20 protein-coding genes are annotated in these 16,409 nt (G+C 32.6%); 17 read left to right on the top strand and 3 right to left on the bottom strand.

Features of this window, described 5'->3' with window-relative positions:
* Window positions 1–20 precede the first annotated feature (20 nt).
* The 17 genes from serS to RH81_RS02505 all read left to right on the top strand — a co-directional run bounded on the left by serS (window position 21) and on the right by RH81_RS02505 (window position 12,192).
* Window positions 21–1,289 (top strand): serine--tRNA ligase, encoded by a 1,269-nt coding sequence (serS, locus tag RH81_RS02585; RefSeq protein WP_033957299.1) that lies wholly within the window; start codon window positions 21–23, stop codon window positions 1,287–1,289.
* Between the two features lie 393 nt (window positions 1,290–1,682).
* Window positions 1,683–3,461 carry a tetratricopeptide repeat protein gene (locus RH81_RS02580; RefSeq protein WP_033957298.1) on the top strand — a complete coding sequence of 593 codons (1,779 nt, stop codon included), beginning with the start codon at window positions 1,683–1,685 and terminating at the stop codon, window positions 3,459–3,461.
* Window positions 3,462–3,483: 22 nt separating this feature from the next.
* A complete protein-coding gene (locus tag RH81_RS02575) occupies window positions 3,484–3,996 on the top strand; it encodes a GNAT family N-acetyltransferase (protein ID WP_033957297.1) in 513 nt (170 codons plus the stop codon).
* A gap of 9 nt (window positions 3,997–4,005) precedes the next feature.
* Window positions 4,006–4,329 carry a DUF4286 family protein gene (locus tag RH81_RS02570; protein WP_033957292.1) on the top strand — a complete coding sequence of 108 codons (324 nt, stop codon included), beginning with the start codon at window positions 4,006–4,008 and terminating at the stop codon, window positions 4,327–4,329.
* 5 nt (window positions 4,330–4,334) lie between these two features.
* Window positions 4,335–5,114: a 16S rRNA (adenine(1518)-N(6)/adenine(1519)-N(6))-dimethyltransferase RsmA gene (gene rsmA / locus RH81_RS02565; protein WP_033957283.1), complete on the top strand. Its 780-nt coding sequence runs from the start codon at window positions 4,335–4,337 to the stop codon at window positions 5,112–5,114.
* Between the two features lie 14 nt (window positions 5,115–5,128).
* Window positions 5,129–6,499, top strand: a complete 1,371-nt coding sequence (gene mgtE / locus RH81_RS02560; RefSeq protein WP_173424363.1) for a magnesium transporter — start codon at window positions 5,129–5,131, stop codon at window positions 6,497–6,499.
* 126 nt (window positions 6,500–6,625) lie between these two features.
* On the top strand, window positions 6,626–6,991 hold the full coding sequence (locus RH81_RS02555) for a cupin domain-containing protein (protein ID WP_033957282.1): 366 nt from the start codon (window positions 6,626–6,628) through the stop codon (window positions 6,989–6,991).
* Window positions 6,988–7,923 carry a 2-hydroxyacid dehydrogenase gene (locus RH81_RS02550; RefSeq protein ID WP_033957281.1) on the top strand — a complete coding sequence of 312 codons (936 nt, stop codon included), beginning with the start codon at window positions 6,988–6,990 and terminating at the stop codon, window positions 7,921–7,923. Before RH81_RS02555 ends, RH81_RS02550 begins: the two co-directional genes overlap by 4 nt.
* Before the next feature lie 9 nt (window positions 7,924–7,932).
* Window positions 7,933–8,343, top strand: coding sequence for a response regulator transcription factor (locus tag RH81_RS17290; protein ID WP_033957280.1), 411 nt, complete (start codon window positions 7,933–7,935; stop codon window positions 8,341–8,343).
* A 106-nt stretch (window positions 8,344–8,449) separates the two neighbouring features.
* On the top strand, window positions 8,450–8,821 hold the full coding sequence (locus tag RH81_RS02540) for a VOC family protein (RefSeq protein WP_033957277.1): 372 nt from the start codon (window positions 8,450–8,452) through the stop codon (window positions 8,819–8,821).
* Window positions 8,822–8,855: 34 nt separating this feature from the next.
* Window positions 8,856–9,317, top strand: a complete 462-nt coding sequence (locus RH81_RS02535; protein WP_033957272.1) for a DUF4199 domain-containing protein — start codon at window positions 8,856–8,858, stop codon at window positions 9,315–9,317.
* Window positions 9,318–9,328: 11 nt separating this feature from the next.
* Entirely contained in the window at window positions 9,329–9,787 is a 459-nt protein-coding gene (locus tag RH81_RS02530; protein ID WP_033957271.1) for a DUF1801 domain-containing protein, read from the top strand.
* Window position 9,788: 1 nt separating this feature from the next.
* The gene (locus tag RH81_RS02525; protein WP_033957270.1) at window positions 9,789–10,175 is read left to right on the top strand and encodes a VOC family protein; all 387 of its coding nucleotides are present in this window, start codon (window positions 9,789–9,791) and stop codon (window positions 10,173–10,175) included.
* Window positions 10,176–10,254: 79 nt separating this feature from the next.
* On the top strand, window positions 10,255–10,755 hold the full coding sequence (locus RH81_RS02520) for a hypothetical protein (RefSeq protein WP_033957268.1): 501 nt from the start codon (window positions 10,255–10,257) through the stop codon (window positions 10,753–10,755).
* Between the two features lie 122 nt (window positions 10,756–10,877).
* A complete protein-coding gene (locus RH81_RS02515) occupies window positions 10,878–11,207 on the top strand; it encodes an ArsR/SmtB family transcription factor (protein WP_033957264.1) in 330 nt (109 codons plus the stop codon).
* 47 nt (window positions 11,208–11,254) lie between these two features.
* Window positions 11,255–11,764: a DUF6428 family protein gene (locus tag RH81_RS02510; RefSeq protein WP_033957263.1), complete on the top strand. Its 510-nt coding sequence runs from the start codon at window positions 11,255–11,257 to the stop codon at window positions 11,762–11,764.
* Between the two features lie 8 nt (window positions 11,765–11,772).
* Window positions 11,773–12,192: an arsenate reductase ArsC gene (locus RH81_RS02505; RefSeq protein WP_033957262.1), complete on the top strand. Its 420-nt coding sequence runs from the start codon at window positions 11,773–11,775 to the stop codon at window positions 12,190–12,192.
* Here the strand turns inward: RH81_RS02505 and RH81_RS02500 are convergent.
* Genes RH81_RS02500 through RH81_RS02490 form a run of 3 tightly spaced genes read right to left on the bottom strand, consistent with a single transcriptional unit; the run spans window position 12,189 to window position 16,408 of the window.
* The gene (locus RH81_RS02500; protein WP_081988172.1) at window positions 12,189–13,310 is read right to left on the bottom strand and encodes a carboxypeptidase-like regulatory domain-containing protein; all 1,122 of its coding nucleotides are present in this window, start codon (window positions 13,308–13,310) and stop codon (window positions 12,189–12,191) included. The genes RH81_RS02505 and RH81_RS02500 overlap by 4 nt on opposite strands.
* Entirely contained in the window at window positions 13,297–15,135 is a 1,839-nt protein-coding gene (locus RH81_RS02495; protein ID WP_033957256.1) for a GNAT family N-acyltransferase, read from the bottom strand. Before RH81_RS02495 ends, RH81_RS02500 begins: the two co-directional genes overlap by 14 nt.
* Before the next feature lie 22 nt (window positions 15,136–15,157).
* Window positions 15,158–16,408 carry an aspartate kinase gene (locus RH81_RS02490; RefSeq protein WP_033957253.1) on the bottom strand — a complete coding sequence of 417 codons (1,251 nt, stop codon included), beginning with the start codon at window positions 16,406–16,408 and terminating at the stop codon, window positions 15,158–15,160.
* Window position 16,409: the final 1 nt, after the last annotated feature.

The raw sequence follows: 16,409 nt of genomic DNA, 5'->3' as shown, positions 1-16,409 counted from the left end.
GCGGCTTAAATTTTTTACTCATGTTACAAGTTGCTTTTATTAGAGAAAACAAAGAGGACGTCATTAAAAGATTGGCAAAACGAAATATTGATGCCACTGAAATGATTGAAGACGTGATCACCTTAGATGAAGACCGAAGAGCCTTACAAACTCAATTGGATAACACTTTGGCTGAATCTAATACCATTTCTAAAGAAATTGGTAATCTTTTTAAATCTGGAAAAGCTGCTGAAGCAAACGTATTAAAAGAAAAAACATCACAACTCAAAGAGGATTCTAAAACCTTTGGTGACCAACTTAACGCGAAAGCTGAAGAACTTACTACTTTACTTTATAAGATTCCTAATGTGCCTCACGAGAGTGTGCCTAGTGGGAATTCTGAAGAAGACAATGAAGAAATTTTTACTGAAGGTAATATCCCAAAACTTCATGAAGGAGCACTTCCTCATTGGGAATTGGCAAAAAAGTATGACATCATCGATTTTGAACTTGGTAATAAAATTACTGGAGCAGGTTTTCCTGTATATAAAGGGAAAGGTGCCAGATTGCAACGTGCATTAATTGCTTATTTTTTAGATAAAAACATTAATGCTGGATATACAGAATACCAATTACCACTTTTAGTAAATGAAGCATCTTGTTATGGTACAGGTCAATTACCAGACAAAGAAGGACAAATGTATCATGACTCTACCGATGATTTATATTTAATTCCAACAGCAGAAGTTCCCGGAACAAATGTATTTAGAGATGTTTTATTAGCTGAAAGCGATTTACCAAAAAGTATTACAGGCTATACGCCTTGCTTTAGAAGAGAAGCAGGTAGTTATGGAGCCCATGTAAGAGGTTTAAATAGACTACACCAATTTGACAAGGTTGAAATCATTCGAGTGGAACATCCTGATAACTCATATAAAGCTTTTGTTGGTATGGTTGATCATGTAAAAGATATTTTACGTGAATTAAAACTACCTTACAGAGTTTTACGTTTGTGTGGTGGTGATACTGGTTTCCCTGCTGCAATGACTTATGATTTTGAAGTATTCTCTACTGCTCAAGATCGTTGGTTAGAAATTTCTAGTGTTTCCAACTTTGAATCTTATCAAGCCAATCGTTTACGTTTACGTTTTAAAAACAGTAACGGTAAAAACGAATTGGCGCATACTTTAAATGGAAGCTCTCTTGCCTTACCAAGAGTTTTAGCCGGAATTTTAGAGAACTATCAAACCGAAGACGGAATCCAAATTCCAGAGGTTTTAATTCCATACACAGGATTCGATAAAATTTAATTTTGTAAGAATATTCATATATCTAGTCGTTAAAATGCTAAAAAAAGACGTTGTTCAACGAATTTTTAGCAAATTCTTTTGATTTTTCGAAAATATTAAAGAAGTTAGTATTCCCAATTAAGAACTAACCTACTTATTATGAAAAATATTAAACGCATCGTACTCCTTGTAACTCTGATTGTTATGGCAAGTAAAGTATTACTGTAATAATCATATTACATTTAGATAATCCCAAAAAATAGCCACAGCAGAATAATTGAATCATTTTTATATAGTGATTAATAGCACATTTATTTTGGTTGGTAATGCCTAAACTTGCGTTTAGGCATTTTTTTATAAAAACATTCACAATATGTACGCACTGCATAAGTTATATTTACATAAATTAGTGGCATGAAGCAGTTTTTACTTATCATCTTTCTTTTTAGTTGTGCATTTGGATTTTCGCAAAATGACCAACTGGCAGACAACTATTTTAAACGTGGTGAGTTTGAAAAAGCACTTATTTCCTACCAAAAATTATACGAGAAAAATAAAGGCAACTATAAATATGTCTACAAGCTAGTTGAAACACATCAGCAACTAGAACAATATGATGAAGCTCAAATTCTTTTATTACAACACATTGCTAAAAGTAATAACCCTTCGTTATTAGTCGAATTAGGTTACAATTATCAATTAAAAGGCAATACCGAAATTTCACAAACCTACTACACTGATGCCATTATTGCAATTGACGAAAATCCAGCTTTTACTTATAGTGTCGCTAAACGATTTCAAGATCACAGCCTTTTAGAAAAAGCTATTATCGTTTACAAAAAAGGAATGGTGCTCAACGTAAAACAAAACTATAACGTGCAACTTGCTCGTATTTACGGTGAACTTGGAAATATTGAACAAATGTTCTCCAATTACATCGATTATATTGAATCAAAACCAACGTTTCTCAATAATGGTAAACGAGCGTTTAGTGATTTTATCTCAGAAAGTAGCGACAATGAAAACAATGTCTCTCTTAGAAAACTACTACTTAAAAAAATACAAGCACAACCAGACGAAATCTGGTATGACATGCTAAGTTGGCTCTATATACAAGAGAAGGCTTATAACAAAGCCTTTATACAAGAGAAAGCTTTATACAGAAGAAATCCTGAAAGTTTAACACGTATTACAGATTTAGCACTCACAGCCATCAATGAAAAAGATTACGACACAGCTAATTCTATTTTCAATTACATATTAGAGAATTCACAGGATATAGAAACCAAACTAGTTGCGCATCAATACCTTTTAGATATTGAAACTACTAATGCATCCAAAAAAGAATTCAAAGACATTCAAGATAAATACTTAGCTCTCTTTGAGCAATATGGAACTTACGAACAAACCATTGCGCTTCAAATTGCATATGGTGATTTTTTGGCGTTTAATCTTCATGATCCAAAAGCAGCAAGCACATTTTTGAAAAAAAGTCTAAAATTAGAATTGTCTTTATTTCAAGAAGCAACGGTTAAATTAAAGTTAGGGGACATCTTAGTGTTTCAAGAAAAATTTAATGAAGCCTTGATCTACTATTCTCAAATTCAGGCGAATTTAAAGAACAGTACAATTTCGCAACAAGCAAGATATAAGGTTGCGAAGACAAGTTATTATAAAGGTGATTTTGAATGGGCAGAGTCGCAACTTAAAATCTTAAAATCATCAACATCGCAACTCATTGCCAACGATGCTTTAGATTTAAAGCTTTTGATTTCAGACAATATTGAAGAAGACTCCTTGCATACATCTCTACGGTTATATTCCAAAGCTGACTTGTTTGCATTTCAGAATAAAAACGAAGAAGCCATTTCTCTATTAGGTAAAATACTAACAGAACACAAAGGCGAAACTATAGAAGATCAAGCATTATTTATGCAAGCTAAATTGTTTGAAGACACAAAACAATACGACAAAGCTGTTGCTAATTACGAATATATAATTGCCAATTACAGAGATGAAATTTTAGCTGATGACGCTCATTTTTATTTAGCGCAATTATACCAAACACAACTTGGTGAGCCTGAAAAAGCAAAACCACTCTACGAAACAATCATTTTTAATCACGAAGACAGTATTTACTTTATTGAGGCTAGAAGACGCTTTAGGATGTTACGTGGTGACGCGATAAATTGATCCGTTTTTATCAAAATTTCCTATGATAATAGCCGAAACCGACAGACTACTACTTTCTAAAATTACAGTTGAGGATGCGCCTTTTTTATTAGAATTAATGAATACGCCAGGTTGGTTAAAATACAATGGAGATCGCAATGTGAAGACGCTTGATGAAGCTATAAGTCATATCAAAAACAATCAACTAAAATGTTATGAAACACATGGCTTCGGTTATTATAAATTTCAAGTAAAAGCTGAAAATTTAAAAACCATTGGCACGAGCGGCTTACTAAAACGAGACCAATTAGAACATGTTGATATAGGCTTTTCAATTCTTTCAGATTACCATAGTAAGGGCTACGGTTATGAAGCGGCTTCAGAAATTATGAAACTCGCAAAAGACACATTTAATATCAAAAAGCTTTACGCAATAACGCTTCCAATAAACCAGCCATCCATTAATCTTTTGGAAAAATTAGGCTTATCTTACCAAAAAATAGTAAAACTCTTTGAAGACGACAAAGATCTTCTGTTATTTGCAAAGAATTTATAAATAAATCACATGTACATATATAACGTGACTGTCAATGTTGAAGACAGTATTCATGACGAATGGCTACTTTGGATAAAAGAACATATTCCTCAAGTTCTATCCACAGGTAAATTTGATAAAGCAACCTTAACCAAAGTTTTGGTTGAAGAAGAGATGGGTGGACAAACCTATTCTGTTCAATATCGTTCTTATTCAAGAGAAGCTCTCGATGCCTACTATAAAGAAGATGCCGAAAGACTTCGAAGTGAAGGCTTAAAAAAGTTCGCAGGAAAATTAATAGCCTTTAGAACAGAGCTTCAAATTATCGATGAATATTCAGTGAAATTCAATTAAATATTATGTCAGTAAGAGCAAAGAAACATTTAGGTCAGCACTTTTTAACCGACGAAACCATCGCTGAAAAAATAGCAGATAGTTTAAGTTTGAACGGCTATAAACATGTGTTAGAGATTGGCGCAGGAATGGGAGTTCTTACCAAATATTTACTGAAAAAAAACACCAAAATTCATGTCATAGAAATTGATAGCGAATCTGTAGATTATTTAAAAGCCAATTATCTCAATCTAGCAGATCGCATTTATGAAAAGGATTTTTTAAAGTATGATTTGACAGAGATTTTTAATGAAGAGCCCTTTGCTATCATAGGTAACTTCCCATATAACATTTCTACACAAATTGTGTTTAAAACCTTAGAAATGCGCGAGCAAATCCCTGAGTTTTCAGGAATGTTCCAAAAAGAAGTTGCAGCACGAATTTGCTCGAAAGAAGGCTCAAAAGTTTATGGTATTCTTTCTGTTTTAACGCAGGCGTATTACGATGCAGAATATTTATTTACAGTGCCTCCAACAGTTTTTAATCCACCACCAAGAATAGACTCAGGAGTTTTACGACTTACTCGAAAAGAAAACTTCACGTTACCTGTTGATGACAAACTATTTTTTAGAGTCGTAAAAACCGCTTTTCAACAGCGTAGAAAAACATTGCGTAACAGTTTAAAAACATTCAATCTTTCAGATAATTTAAAAGCAAATGTTATATTTGACAAACGTCCTGAGCAACTCAGTGTCGATTCATTTATTGAATTAACACAACGCATTGAAAACGACGAAAACGAATAACAAATTCATCAAGCTTGTTAGAAGAAAAAGAAAATATCCAATTTGAACTTACCAATGATCTCATTGAGAAAGTAGAATTGCTTGTCTCTAATTCTGATGACCAGGAATTAAAAGCGCTTTTAAATGAGTTTCACTTTGCTGATGTTGCCGAAATTTTAGATGAATTAGATCTAGACGATTCGGTTTACGTTATCAAATTGCTGGATTCTGAAACGACTGCTGATATTCTAACCGAACTTGATGAGGATACCAGAGAAAAAGTACTAGAAAATCTATCTGCAAAAGAAATTGCAGAAGAAGTTGAAGAGCTCGATACCGATGATGCTGCCGATATTATTGCCGAATTACCTGAAGAACGTCAGGCTGAAGTTATCTCAAGAATTGAAGATGATGAACATAGGGAAGAAATTACTGAACTATTAGCTTATGATGAAGATACCGCTGGAGGTCTTATGGCAAAAGAACTCGTTAAAGTTTATGAAACTTGGACCGTTGCTGGTTGCTTGCGTCGTATTAGAGGACAAGCTAAAGAGGTAACCAGAGTTCATTCTATATATGTTGTAGACACACAAGATAAGCTTATTGGTCGTTTATCTCTTAAAGATTTAATCGTTGCTAAAAGCGAACAAAAAATTTCAGATATTTCTAAAGATACTGTTGATTGGGTTTATGTAAATGACGATGTTGAAGATGTTGCTAAAGTCATGGTTAAGTATGATTTAGAAGCTATTCCTGTTGTAGATGATAACCAAATATTATTGGGCAGAATTACGATTGATGATATTGTAGATGTTTTAAAAGAAGAAGCCGATAAAGATTACCAAATGGCTGCAGGTCTTACAGGTGATGTTGAAGCAGATGATAGTATTTTTGAACTTACCAGAGCAAGACTACCTTGGTTGTTTTTAGGACTTGTTGGAGGTATTGGTGCGTTTTTAATTATGGAAGGTTTCCAAGGTATTTTTGAAAAGTATGCGCTATTATTCTTTTTCACACCACTAATTGCTGCAATGGCAGGAAATGTAGGAGTTCAATCTAGCGCCATTATTGTTCAAGGTTTAGCCAACGATGATGTTAAAGGAAGTATCAATAGCAGACTCATTAAAGAAATGTTATTAGCTGCTTTAAACGGAACCATTTTAGCGGTATTCTTATTTCTGTTTGTTTGGGCAACGAAAGGTCATATCGCAACAGCACTTGCTATTTCAGTGTCGTTAATTGTGGTGATTATTGTCGCGGGAATAATAGGAACGTTTGTGCCATTATTTCTTAATAAAAGAGGCATTGATCCAGCAATCGCTACAGGACCATTTATTACAACAAGTAATGATATCTTCGGAATTCTTATCTATTTCTGGATTGCTAAACTAATTCTTAATATTTAGGGCGTTACCTTTTAGGTCGTGCTTTCACTACTCGCTTTGTCTTTCAAGAAAGAAAAGAGCTCAAACAAATCGTTTAATCACTAACGCAAATCTTTGTAACTTTAAACACACAAAAGCCGATAAATTATGCATTCAATAAATATAAAAGATAAACATGCTTTGTTCACCAAACAATGGCATCCGCATCGCATTGCAACTGTAGATAATATGCAAGTGATATTAGCTAAAATAAAAGGCGAATTTGTATGGCATAGTCATGATGATGAAGACGAGTTGTTTCAAGTCATTAAAGGCACATTATATATGCAATTTAGAGACCGAACAGAAGTTGTTAAAGAGGGTGAGCTTATTGTTGTACCAAAAGGTGTTGAGCATAATCCAACTACAAAAAATGATGAAGTAGTCCACTTACTTCTATTCGAAAAACTTGATACAGCGCACACTGGAAATGTAGAGCACGAACGAACACAAACCGAATATCCTCAAATTTGAAAATTCTCCACTTAGATACCAATCATCCGTTATTAATAAAGCAACTTAATGCTTTAGGATTCATCAATGATGAAGACTTTAGCTCCTCAAAAGAAGCCGTTGAAGAAATAATTGAGCAATATGATGGCTTTATCATTCGTAGTCGATTCAAAATCGATAAACGCTTTCTAGATGCAGCTAAAAACTTAAAATTTATTGGTCGTGTAGGTGCTGGATTAGAAAATATCGATTGTAATTATGCAGAACAAAAAGGCATCAAACTTATTGCTGCACCAGAAGGCAATTGTAATGCTGTTGGTGAACACAGTTTAGCCATGTTGTTGTCTCTTTTTAATAAACTTAATAAAGCAGATCGTGAAGTTCGCAACGGCAAATGGTTACGTGAAGACAATCGTGGGCTAGAACTCGACGGGAAAACCGTTGGTCTCATTGGATACGGAAATATGGGCAAAGCTTTTGCTAAAAAACTTAAAGGTTTTGATGTAGAAGTCTTGTGTTACGATATCAAAGCAACTGTTGGAGATCAAAATGCAAAGCAAGTCAGTTTAGAAGAACTCCAAGCCAAAGCAAACGTATTAAGTTTACACACACCTGAATCACTACTAACTATAAATATGGTTAACTCAGAATTCATAAATGCATTCCAAAAGCCATTTTGGTTGATTAATACAGCTCGTGGAAAAAGCGTTGTCACACAAGATTTAGTTTCGGCCTTAAAGTCAAGTAAAATTTTAGGTGCTGGATTAGACGTTCTAGAATATGAGAAATCATCGTTTGAAAATCTTTTTTCTTCAGAAATGCCTGATGCTTTTAAATATCTTATTTCAGCAGAAAACGTTTTACTTTCACCTCATGTCGCAGGATGGACTTTAGAAAGTAAAGAAAAACTAGCTCAAACTATAGTAGATAAAATTAAATCAGAATTTTGCTAAATTTAACGCATGAGAAAAACTATTATCGTTTTTGGATTGCTCATTTTAGGACTGTTATTATTGTTTCAGTTAAGTAAATATGCTGTTATTTCTGGCGATTTAGATTCAGAAGTTGTCATTGCAATAATCGCCATCGTTTTCTTTTTCGTTGGTGTGTATTTGAATAAAAAAAGTCTTCACAAACAAAAGGTCGCTTCCGAAGACATCAATCATAAAAAAATTAAAGATCTTGACATTAGTAAACGTGAATATGAAGTGCTTTTAGGTATTTCGGAAGGGCTTTCAAATAAAGAGATTGGTGAGAAACTTTTTGTTTCAGAAAGCACTATAAAAACGCATGTTTCGAATCTTCTTTCAAAACTTAATGCAAAACGTCGCACACAAGCATTGCAAATAGCAAAAGACTTCAATATTATATAAAAAGCCTACTTTTAAACTAAAGTATGAGTGGTTTGGTACTTTAGTATGAACTGTTTCTAATGGACTTCTCATAGTTTTGTGTTGTATTAATCTAAAACTAATTATTATGAAATTAGGTGCATTTTCGGTGAGTTTGAATGTAAAAGACATTCATGCTTCAAAATCATTTTATGAAACTATCGGCTTTTCAGTATTTGCTGGAGACATTGAGCACAACTATTTAATCATGAAAAATGGTGATTCTATAATTGGTCTTTTCCAAGGTATGTTTGAACAAAATATTTTAACCTTTAATCCAGGTTGGGATCAAAGTGCAAATACCTTAGAATCATATGATGACGTTAGGACAATTCAAGAGCATCTAAAAACGAATGCCGTGAAACTAGAAAAAGAAACTGATGGCAGCGATTCTGGTCCTGCAAGCTTAGTGTTTTACGATCCTGATGGAAACACAATTCTTATTGACCAGCACATTTAATTAAACCACAACACACAACTTAAATCATCATATTATGAAACAAACAGTTCTAAAATACGGTCTTTACGGACTCCTAACCGGGTTTATAATTTTTACGATTCATCTCGTTATTGGAATCAATAACTTTGACTATTCAACCAACGAGATTCTTGGTTATGTCTCTATTTTCTTATCACTTTCATTTATCTATTTTGGAATAAAACATTATAGAGATCATATAAACAATGGTATGATTTCCTTAGGCAAAGCCATCGTAATTGGTATTCTAATTTCATTATTGGTTGGTTTAGGAATCGCAATGGCAGATTTTATCTACACGAAATTTATAAACCCCTCATTTTTTAGTGACTTTGAAAAAGCACTAATTGATCAAGGAAAAGCTGATGAAATCTTTGAAATGACTAGTACAACTGCTGCAGTATTTATGCTTACGCTTGTAACTATTATAGGATTTATTATATCTTTAATTTCAGCATTAATCCTTCAACGTAAATAAACTAAATCAATATGCAATCAGATTCAACTTCACCTGACGACTATATTAGTCAGCTCCCAGAAGATAGAAAAGCACCAATTACAAAATTGCACAACCTTATTAAAGATCATATGCCTAAAGGTTTAGAGGCTGGAATGGGTTATGGTATGTTAGCATACTATGTTCCAAAATCTATTTATCCAAATGGCTATCATTGTAAACCATTTCCACCGTTGCCCTTTATAAATTTGGCATCTCAAAAGAACTTTATTGCGCTATACCATTCTGGTATGTATGCAAAAAAAGAATTGTACGACTGGTTTGTTTCAGAATATCCAAAGCATAGCAAATACAAACTAGATATGGGGAAAAGTTGTGTTCGGTTTAAAAAAATCGATGATATTCCATATGATTTAATAGAACAGCTTTTAGGAAAAATGACTGTGGAAGAATGGATAGACATTTATGAAACTGCACTAAATAAAAAATAAAATGAAAAATAGAGTTACAGGAATAGGAGGATTGTTTTTTAAAAGCAAAGACCCAAAAGCTTCAAAAGATTGGTATAGAAAACATTTAGGTTTCAATACAGACGACTATGGTTGTACGTTTTGGTGGAAAGACAAACAAGGAAAAGATTGTTCTACACAATGGAGTACATTTCCAGAAGACACCAAATATTACGAGCCTTCAAAAAAGGATTTTATGTTTAATTATCGTGTTGAAAATCTTTATGAATTAATTAAGGTTTTAAAAGAAGAAGGAGTTACTGTAGTTGGTGAAATAGAAGAGTATGAATATGGGAAATTTGGTTGGATCCTTGATAATGATGGTAATAAAATCGAATTATGGGAACCCATAGACAAAGCTTTTATGTAACAAATGATTACGTTTATAGACTAATATATTGAACAAATTTGTTAAATTTATAACCTAACCATTTAAAAATCAAAAAATTATGTCTGACGATAACAAAAATTTAAGTGACGATCTTAACGATATGTTGGGAGATGCAAAAGAAGGCGCAAAAAAAGCAGCTGATAAAGTAAGTGAAAAAGCAAGTGATCTTGCAGATGACGCAAAAGAATTTGCAGGAGAAGCTAAAGAAAAAGCTAATGAGTTTGCTAGTGAGGCAAAAGAAACAGCTTCCGAATTTGCAGATAGCGCGAAAGAAGCATTTAATAGTGCTTCGGGTGACAATAAAAAAATATTAGCTGGCATCTTAGGTATCATTTTCGGTGGTTTAGGAGTTCATAAATTTATTTTAGGCTACAACAAAGAAGGTGGTATTCTATTAGGTATTTGGATACTTGGTGCTGTTTTATCTTGTGTAGGTATCGGGCTTCTTCTAATTTGGATTCCCGGAGTTATTGGATTAATTGAAGGTATTATTTATTTAACAAAATCAGACGAAGAATTTTATAACACGTATCAAGTTGGTAAAAAACCTTGGTTCTAAATAAATAATTAAAACCAGAGAATTCACTTTTCTGGTTTTTTTATATTATTTCATATCGTAATATTGCAATATTACGATACAATGTGTATATTTGTATTCAATTACGAATAATCACAATTAATATGGGAGCTTCAAAACTTGACATTTATACAGATCAAATTATTGAAATTGCTGCTTTTGCAAAGGTGTTTGCTCATCCTGCTCGAGTAGCTATTTTACAATATATAAGCAAACAAGAAAACTGTATCTGTAATGATATTGTTGATGAAATTGGATTAGCACAAGCTACAATTTCACAGCATCTTAAAGTCATTAATGAGGCTGGTTTGCTCAAAGGAAACTTTGAAGGTAAAAGCGTTTGTTATTGTTTAAATACCATTCGTTTTAAAGAATTTCAAGATGCATTCAACTCCTATTTCAATACCACTCAAACAAATTGCTGCTCCATTTAAAAGGGAGTTAGTTATCTCAATCAGACGAAACTTAAAATTTATAAATTATGAAAACTCAAGAATTTTTTAATCTACTAGAAGAACATCAAGATAAAACACTACAATTTGAATATACAACAAATCAATTCGTAGCTGCCAATTATCATATTACTGAAGTGAAGCATATTGCCATCGAATCTGTAGACTGCGGAAGTCAATCAGACCAATGGAATGAAACCATTGTACAACTTTGGGAAAGTCCTGCTGAAATTTTAAAAACAAAACACATGTCTGTTTTAAAAGCTTTAGGTATTCTCAATAAAGTAGGTACAATGAAAGCATATGACCTTGAATCTGAAATTAAATTCGAATATAGTAATCGTACCTTCCATACTGCGCAATTATTTGTTAATGATTTCGTCATAGACAATGGCAACTTATTTATTAAGTTAGCATCTGAAAAAACAGACTGTAAAGCCAAGGAATTGTGTGGTGTTCCAGAAAAGGTTATACATACCTTAGAGAAAACTAAAGAAAAGGTTGAAGCATGTTGCTCTTCAACTAGCAACTGTTGTTAATATAAATTATGAAAAACATATTAGTGCTGTGCACAGGAAACTCATGCAGAAGCCAGATGGCTCATGGCTATCTTAATCTATTTGCAAGCGAAAAAGCCAATATTTATAGTGCTGGAATTGAAACTCATGGATTAAACCCAGGAGCTATAGCCATCATGAAAGAAGATGAGATTGATATTACAACTCATACTTCAAATAATGTAGATGAGTATAAAGAGGTGAGCTTTGATTTTATCATAACAGTTTGTGATCATGCGAATGAAAACTGTCCTTATATTCCAAGTGAAAATGCTTTGAGATTACATCACAACTTTTTTGATCCATCAAAAGTGAATGGCACAGATAGTGAAAAACATGAAGCCTTTTTAAAAGCTAGGAATGAAATAAAAGACTATTGTAAAGACTTTGTGAGCACGTATTTGTCTTAAGGTAATTCGTAATCAAAAGGTAACGAATCACCAACACGTTGATTCCCCATATACCCAATAAAGTAAAAGGCATCAATCGGACTGTAATTCCCATAGGAATCAACAATAAATTCTACGTTGTAATAAGGTTCAGCATTAGATGTTGAGCCTTTAACTTGTATCGTTCTTTTTAAAGTATCATTTGTAGTAATAGTAACTTCACTTATTTTTTGCTTAAAACCTAATGGTAATTCAATTTCGGATTGAAATTCTCGTTTATAAAGCACCGATAAAGGCGCTCTTAATTTTACATTAAAGGAATCTGTATTTCCTACTTCGGATACAGAAATATATTTATTTGGATCTACTCGAAAACCTTTACTGAAAATAAAATACTTGTCTTTTTTTAATCTCTTGTTCGTCAATGCACGCATAAAGTGTAATACAGAACCTTTATACACTTGCTCTCTATTCTTTTCTGCTTGTTTAGGCTTATCGTTTTCTAGTGGTTTATAAAACGATGTTCCTGAATATAACATAGACTTAATTTGATAATTGCCTCTCAATACATCTATATAAGAGTAATCAATTACAAAATCGATAATATCGAAATTAACTTGGTATTGAAGACTATTGTTTTGAACAATTACAGGCTCTGTTGCACTCACTGAAAGTTGTTTGCTGTCTTGATCAAATCTCAAAATAAGGGCGTCTTCATTTAGGATCATACAGGATTTTGCAAATTTTGAAAACCCTAAAAATTGTTCTCTAAACTGTTGTAATTTTATGGCTTTTGGCATGCCATCATCAGTATAAATTACAACTTCATCTAAAGAATCAGCAGATTCATTTAATACTATTTTATAAAACTGTTTTGAGTTATAAGTGTCAAGTAATACTTTTTCGTAGCCTAAAAATGAAATTACCAAAGCAGACGTCACACCTTCTTTCAGTTGAATTTCAAATTCCCCCTTATCATTTGTTGAAGTGCCAATAGTTGTGTTATCAAAATAAACTGAAGCACTTTCAATGGGTTGATTGGTGTATGCATCTAAAACGACTCCTCTTATGTTTTGAGCAACTAAATTATATGAGAATAAAATTAATGTCCCTAGAACAAACCCTTTAAGCCTCATCATTTGTTCCGTTAGAAAATTTACGTTCCAACTCGGCTTGAAATTCTTCCATAACAGGTTTAACGGTGCTTTCAGGTAAGTCGGCAATTTTAATATACATCAATCCATCAACAGAGTTGTTGAATAAAGGATCGACATTAAACGCAACTAAGCGCGCATTTTGTTTGATGTATTTTTTAAGCAGAACAGGTAGACGCAATGCTCCTGGTTCGACCTCATCAATAATCTTATCAAACTTATTCAAATCAGCTTCGGTTTCATCAAACACAAAGTCTTTATCTGCATCTTTAAGTACAACCTTGAATTCTTTTTTAGGATGCACATATTGTGCGACATATGGATCGTAGTAATGTGACTTCATAAATTCAATCATCAACGATTTTGAGAAGTTAGAAAACTGATTACTAATACTCACACCACCAATAAGATATTTATGCTCTGGATAACGTAATGTTGTATGCACAATTCCTTTCCAAAGTAAAAATAAAGGCATTGGTTTTTGTTGATATTCTTTAATGATAAATGCGCGACCCATTTCGATTGACTCACTCATCATTTTATAGAGTTCTGGCTCAAAACGGAACAAATCCTGAAGATAGAATCCGTCAATACCATACTTTGCAAAAATTTGAGAACCCAATCCCATTCTATAAGCTCCAGCTAATCGATTGGCATCAGTATCCCATAAAAACATATGATGGTAGTAAGTGTCAAAATCATCTAAATCAATAGCTTCATTTGTACCTTCTCCAATAGCTCTAAAAGTAATTTCACGCAAACGACCTATTTCACGTAATATGTTTGGGATCTGTTTAGCACTACCTAAAAACACTTCGTAATTTTTACTTTGTAATAGCCTGCAATCTCCTTTTCGAAGTGCTTCAACTTCAGAAATCATTACATCTTGACTTACAGATCCAACAATTCGTTTTGGAGATTTAGGTGGCGTTTTTAATGTATTAGACAGGTTATCTAATATTTTTGATTTGTCTTCAAAAGCATTTGATAATATATATGTTTTACGTCTTACAAATTCTGAAAAACTAGCAAGTGTTGTATGTTCTTTTTGATCATTTACAGAAATTGGCCTTCCAATTCTCACCTTAATAATTCGATGCTTTTGAGTAAGGAGTTCTGATGGTAATTTAGCCGTTCTAAACGTATCACTAATTTTTGAAAGCTTATAAAACAATTTACTATTCTTTGCATGAAAGTAAATTGGTACCACTGGTACTTCTGCCTTTTTTATAAGTTTCATCGCAGCTTCTTCCCAAGGTTTGTCCACCACAAGTTTGCCGTCTCTATATGTAGACACTTCTCCAGCAGGAAAAATTCCTAAAGGATGACCTTCTCTTAAATGTAAAATTGCATTTTTGAAACCAGCAATACTAGATTGCACATCCTTTCGATCTTCAAAAGGATTAACTGGCATAATATAAGGCTTTAGCGGCTCAATTCTATGTAATAAAAAATTAGCTATAATTTTAAAATCCTTTCGTTGTTCTATCATTAACTTTAATAATAGAATACCATCAATTCCTCCTAAGGGATGATTAGAAACGGTTATGTAAGCGCCATCCTTTGGTAATCGTTTTAAATCTTCTTCTGGAATTTCGAATTTTATTTTAAAATCGTCTAAAATGCCATCTAGAAATTCACCATCACTTAAATGCTTATTACGCTTGTAAATTTTATTAAGTGTTGAAATTTTAAGAAGTTTCATTAACAACCAACCAACAAAAGTTCCTATAAAACCATACTTATCTACATTGATGGCTTTTGCAACTTCTTTTGCGGTAACTAATCCTATATCTGGTGGTTTGGTCATGACTGTAAATGTACTAAATTGTTTATTTAGTTACGATTTGAATTGTTTCTTGTGTTAATTGTTTTAATAACAATGTTTTATCCTTTTCTATAGACGTTATTGCTTGTTTATTATAATGTCTTACTGTATAAAGACTAACGTTTTCGTACGACGTTACATTAAATTTTGCTTTTAAATGCTGAAGCAATTGCTCAAGATTATTATATGAGTTTTCAAAACATACTGAAAAACTAATTGCAGAATTTTGAATAACATCAACTTTCATCTTATAATAGTGTAATAACTTAAAAATCTCACTAATATTCTCTTCGACGATATAACTAAAATCTAATGAGGATAGTGAAACTAAAACCTGATTTTTCTTCACGATATAACAAGGTATATTTGGTGATAACCTAATGTCTTTAACAACTTTTGTCCCTTCATCTTTTGGGTTTAAAAAAGATTTTACAAATAACGGAATTTCCTTTTGTTGTAAAGGTTGAAGTGTTTTAGGATGAATTACAGATGCACCATAAAAGGCTAACTCGATAGCTTCTCTGTAAGAAATACTATGAAGTAACTGAGCATTTTCAAAATAACGTGGATCTGCATTTAGTATTCCAGGTACATCTTTCCAAATCGTAACGTTTTGAGCATTTAAACAATATGCAAAAATAGCAGCAGTATAATCACTTCCTTCTCTTCCTAAAGAAGTCGTGAAATTATTAGCGTCACTCCCTAAAAATCCTTGAGTAATATTTAATAATTTATTATCAAAATTTTCTTTTATAGCGATTTGTGTTCGTTCCCAATTTACATTTGCTCTTCTATAGTAGCTATCTGTTTTGATGAAATTTCGAACATCCAACCAATTATTTTGGATCCCAATGGAATTTAAATATTCACTGATAATTAGTGTTGAAGTCAACTCACCAAAGCCAATAGTTTGATCGTATACAAAATTATAATCTGGAGATTTATTGCGACTTAAAAAATGATCTAAATCTTCAAAAATAGAAGCTACTTTTTTAAATATTGGATGTTGCGTATTTTCAAAAAGGTCTAATAAAATTTCGTTGTGATATTTTTTTACATCTTGTATTGAGCTTTGTAATTCACTTTTATTTTCAAAATAGTTTTTAATAACTAATTCAATTGCATTGGTCGTTTTTCCCATAGCAGAAAACACAACTAATGTATTATCATAACCGACATCTTGTAAAACTTTTGCTAAATTTTTTACACCATTAGCATCTTTTACTGAAGCACCTCCAAATTTAAATACTTGCATG

This window comes from Psychroserpens jangbogonensis, assembly GCF_000797465.1.
GTDB lineage: Bacteria > Bacteroidota > Bacteroidia > Flavobacteriales > Flavobacteriaceae > Psychroserpens > Psychroserpens jangbogonensis.
Note: the sequence above shows the minus strand (reverse complement) of the source record. Positions and strands in the feature narration are given on the sequence as shown.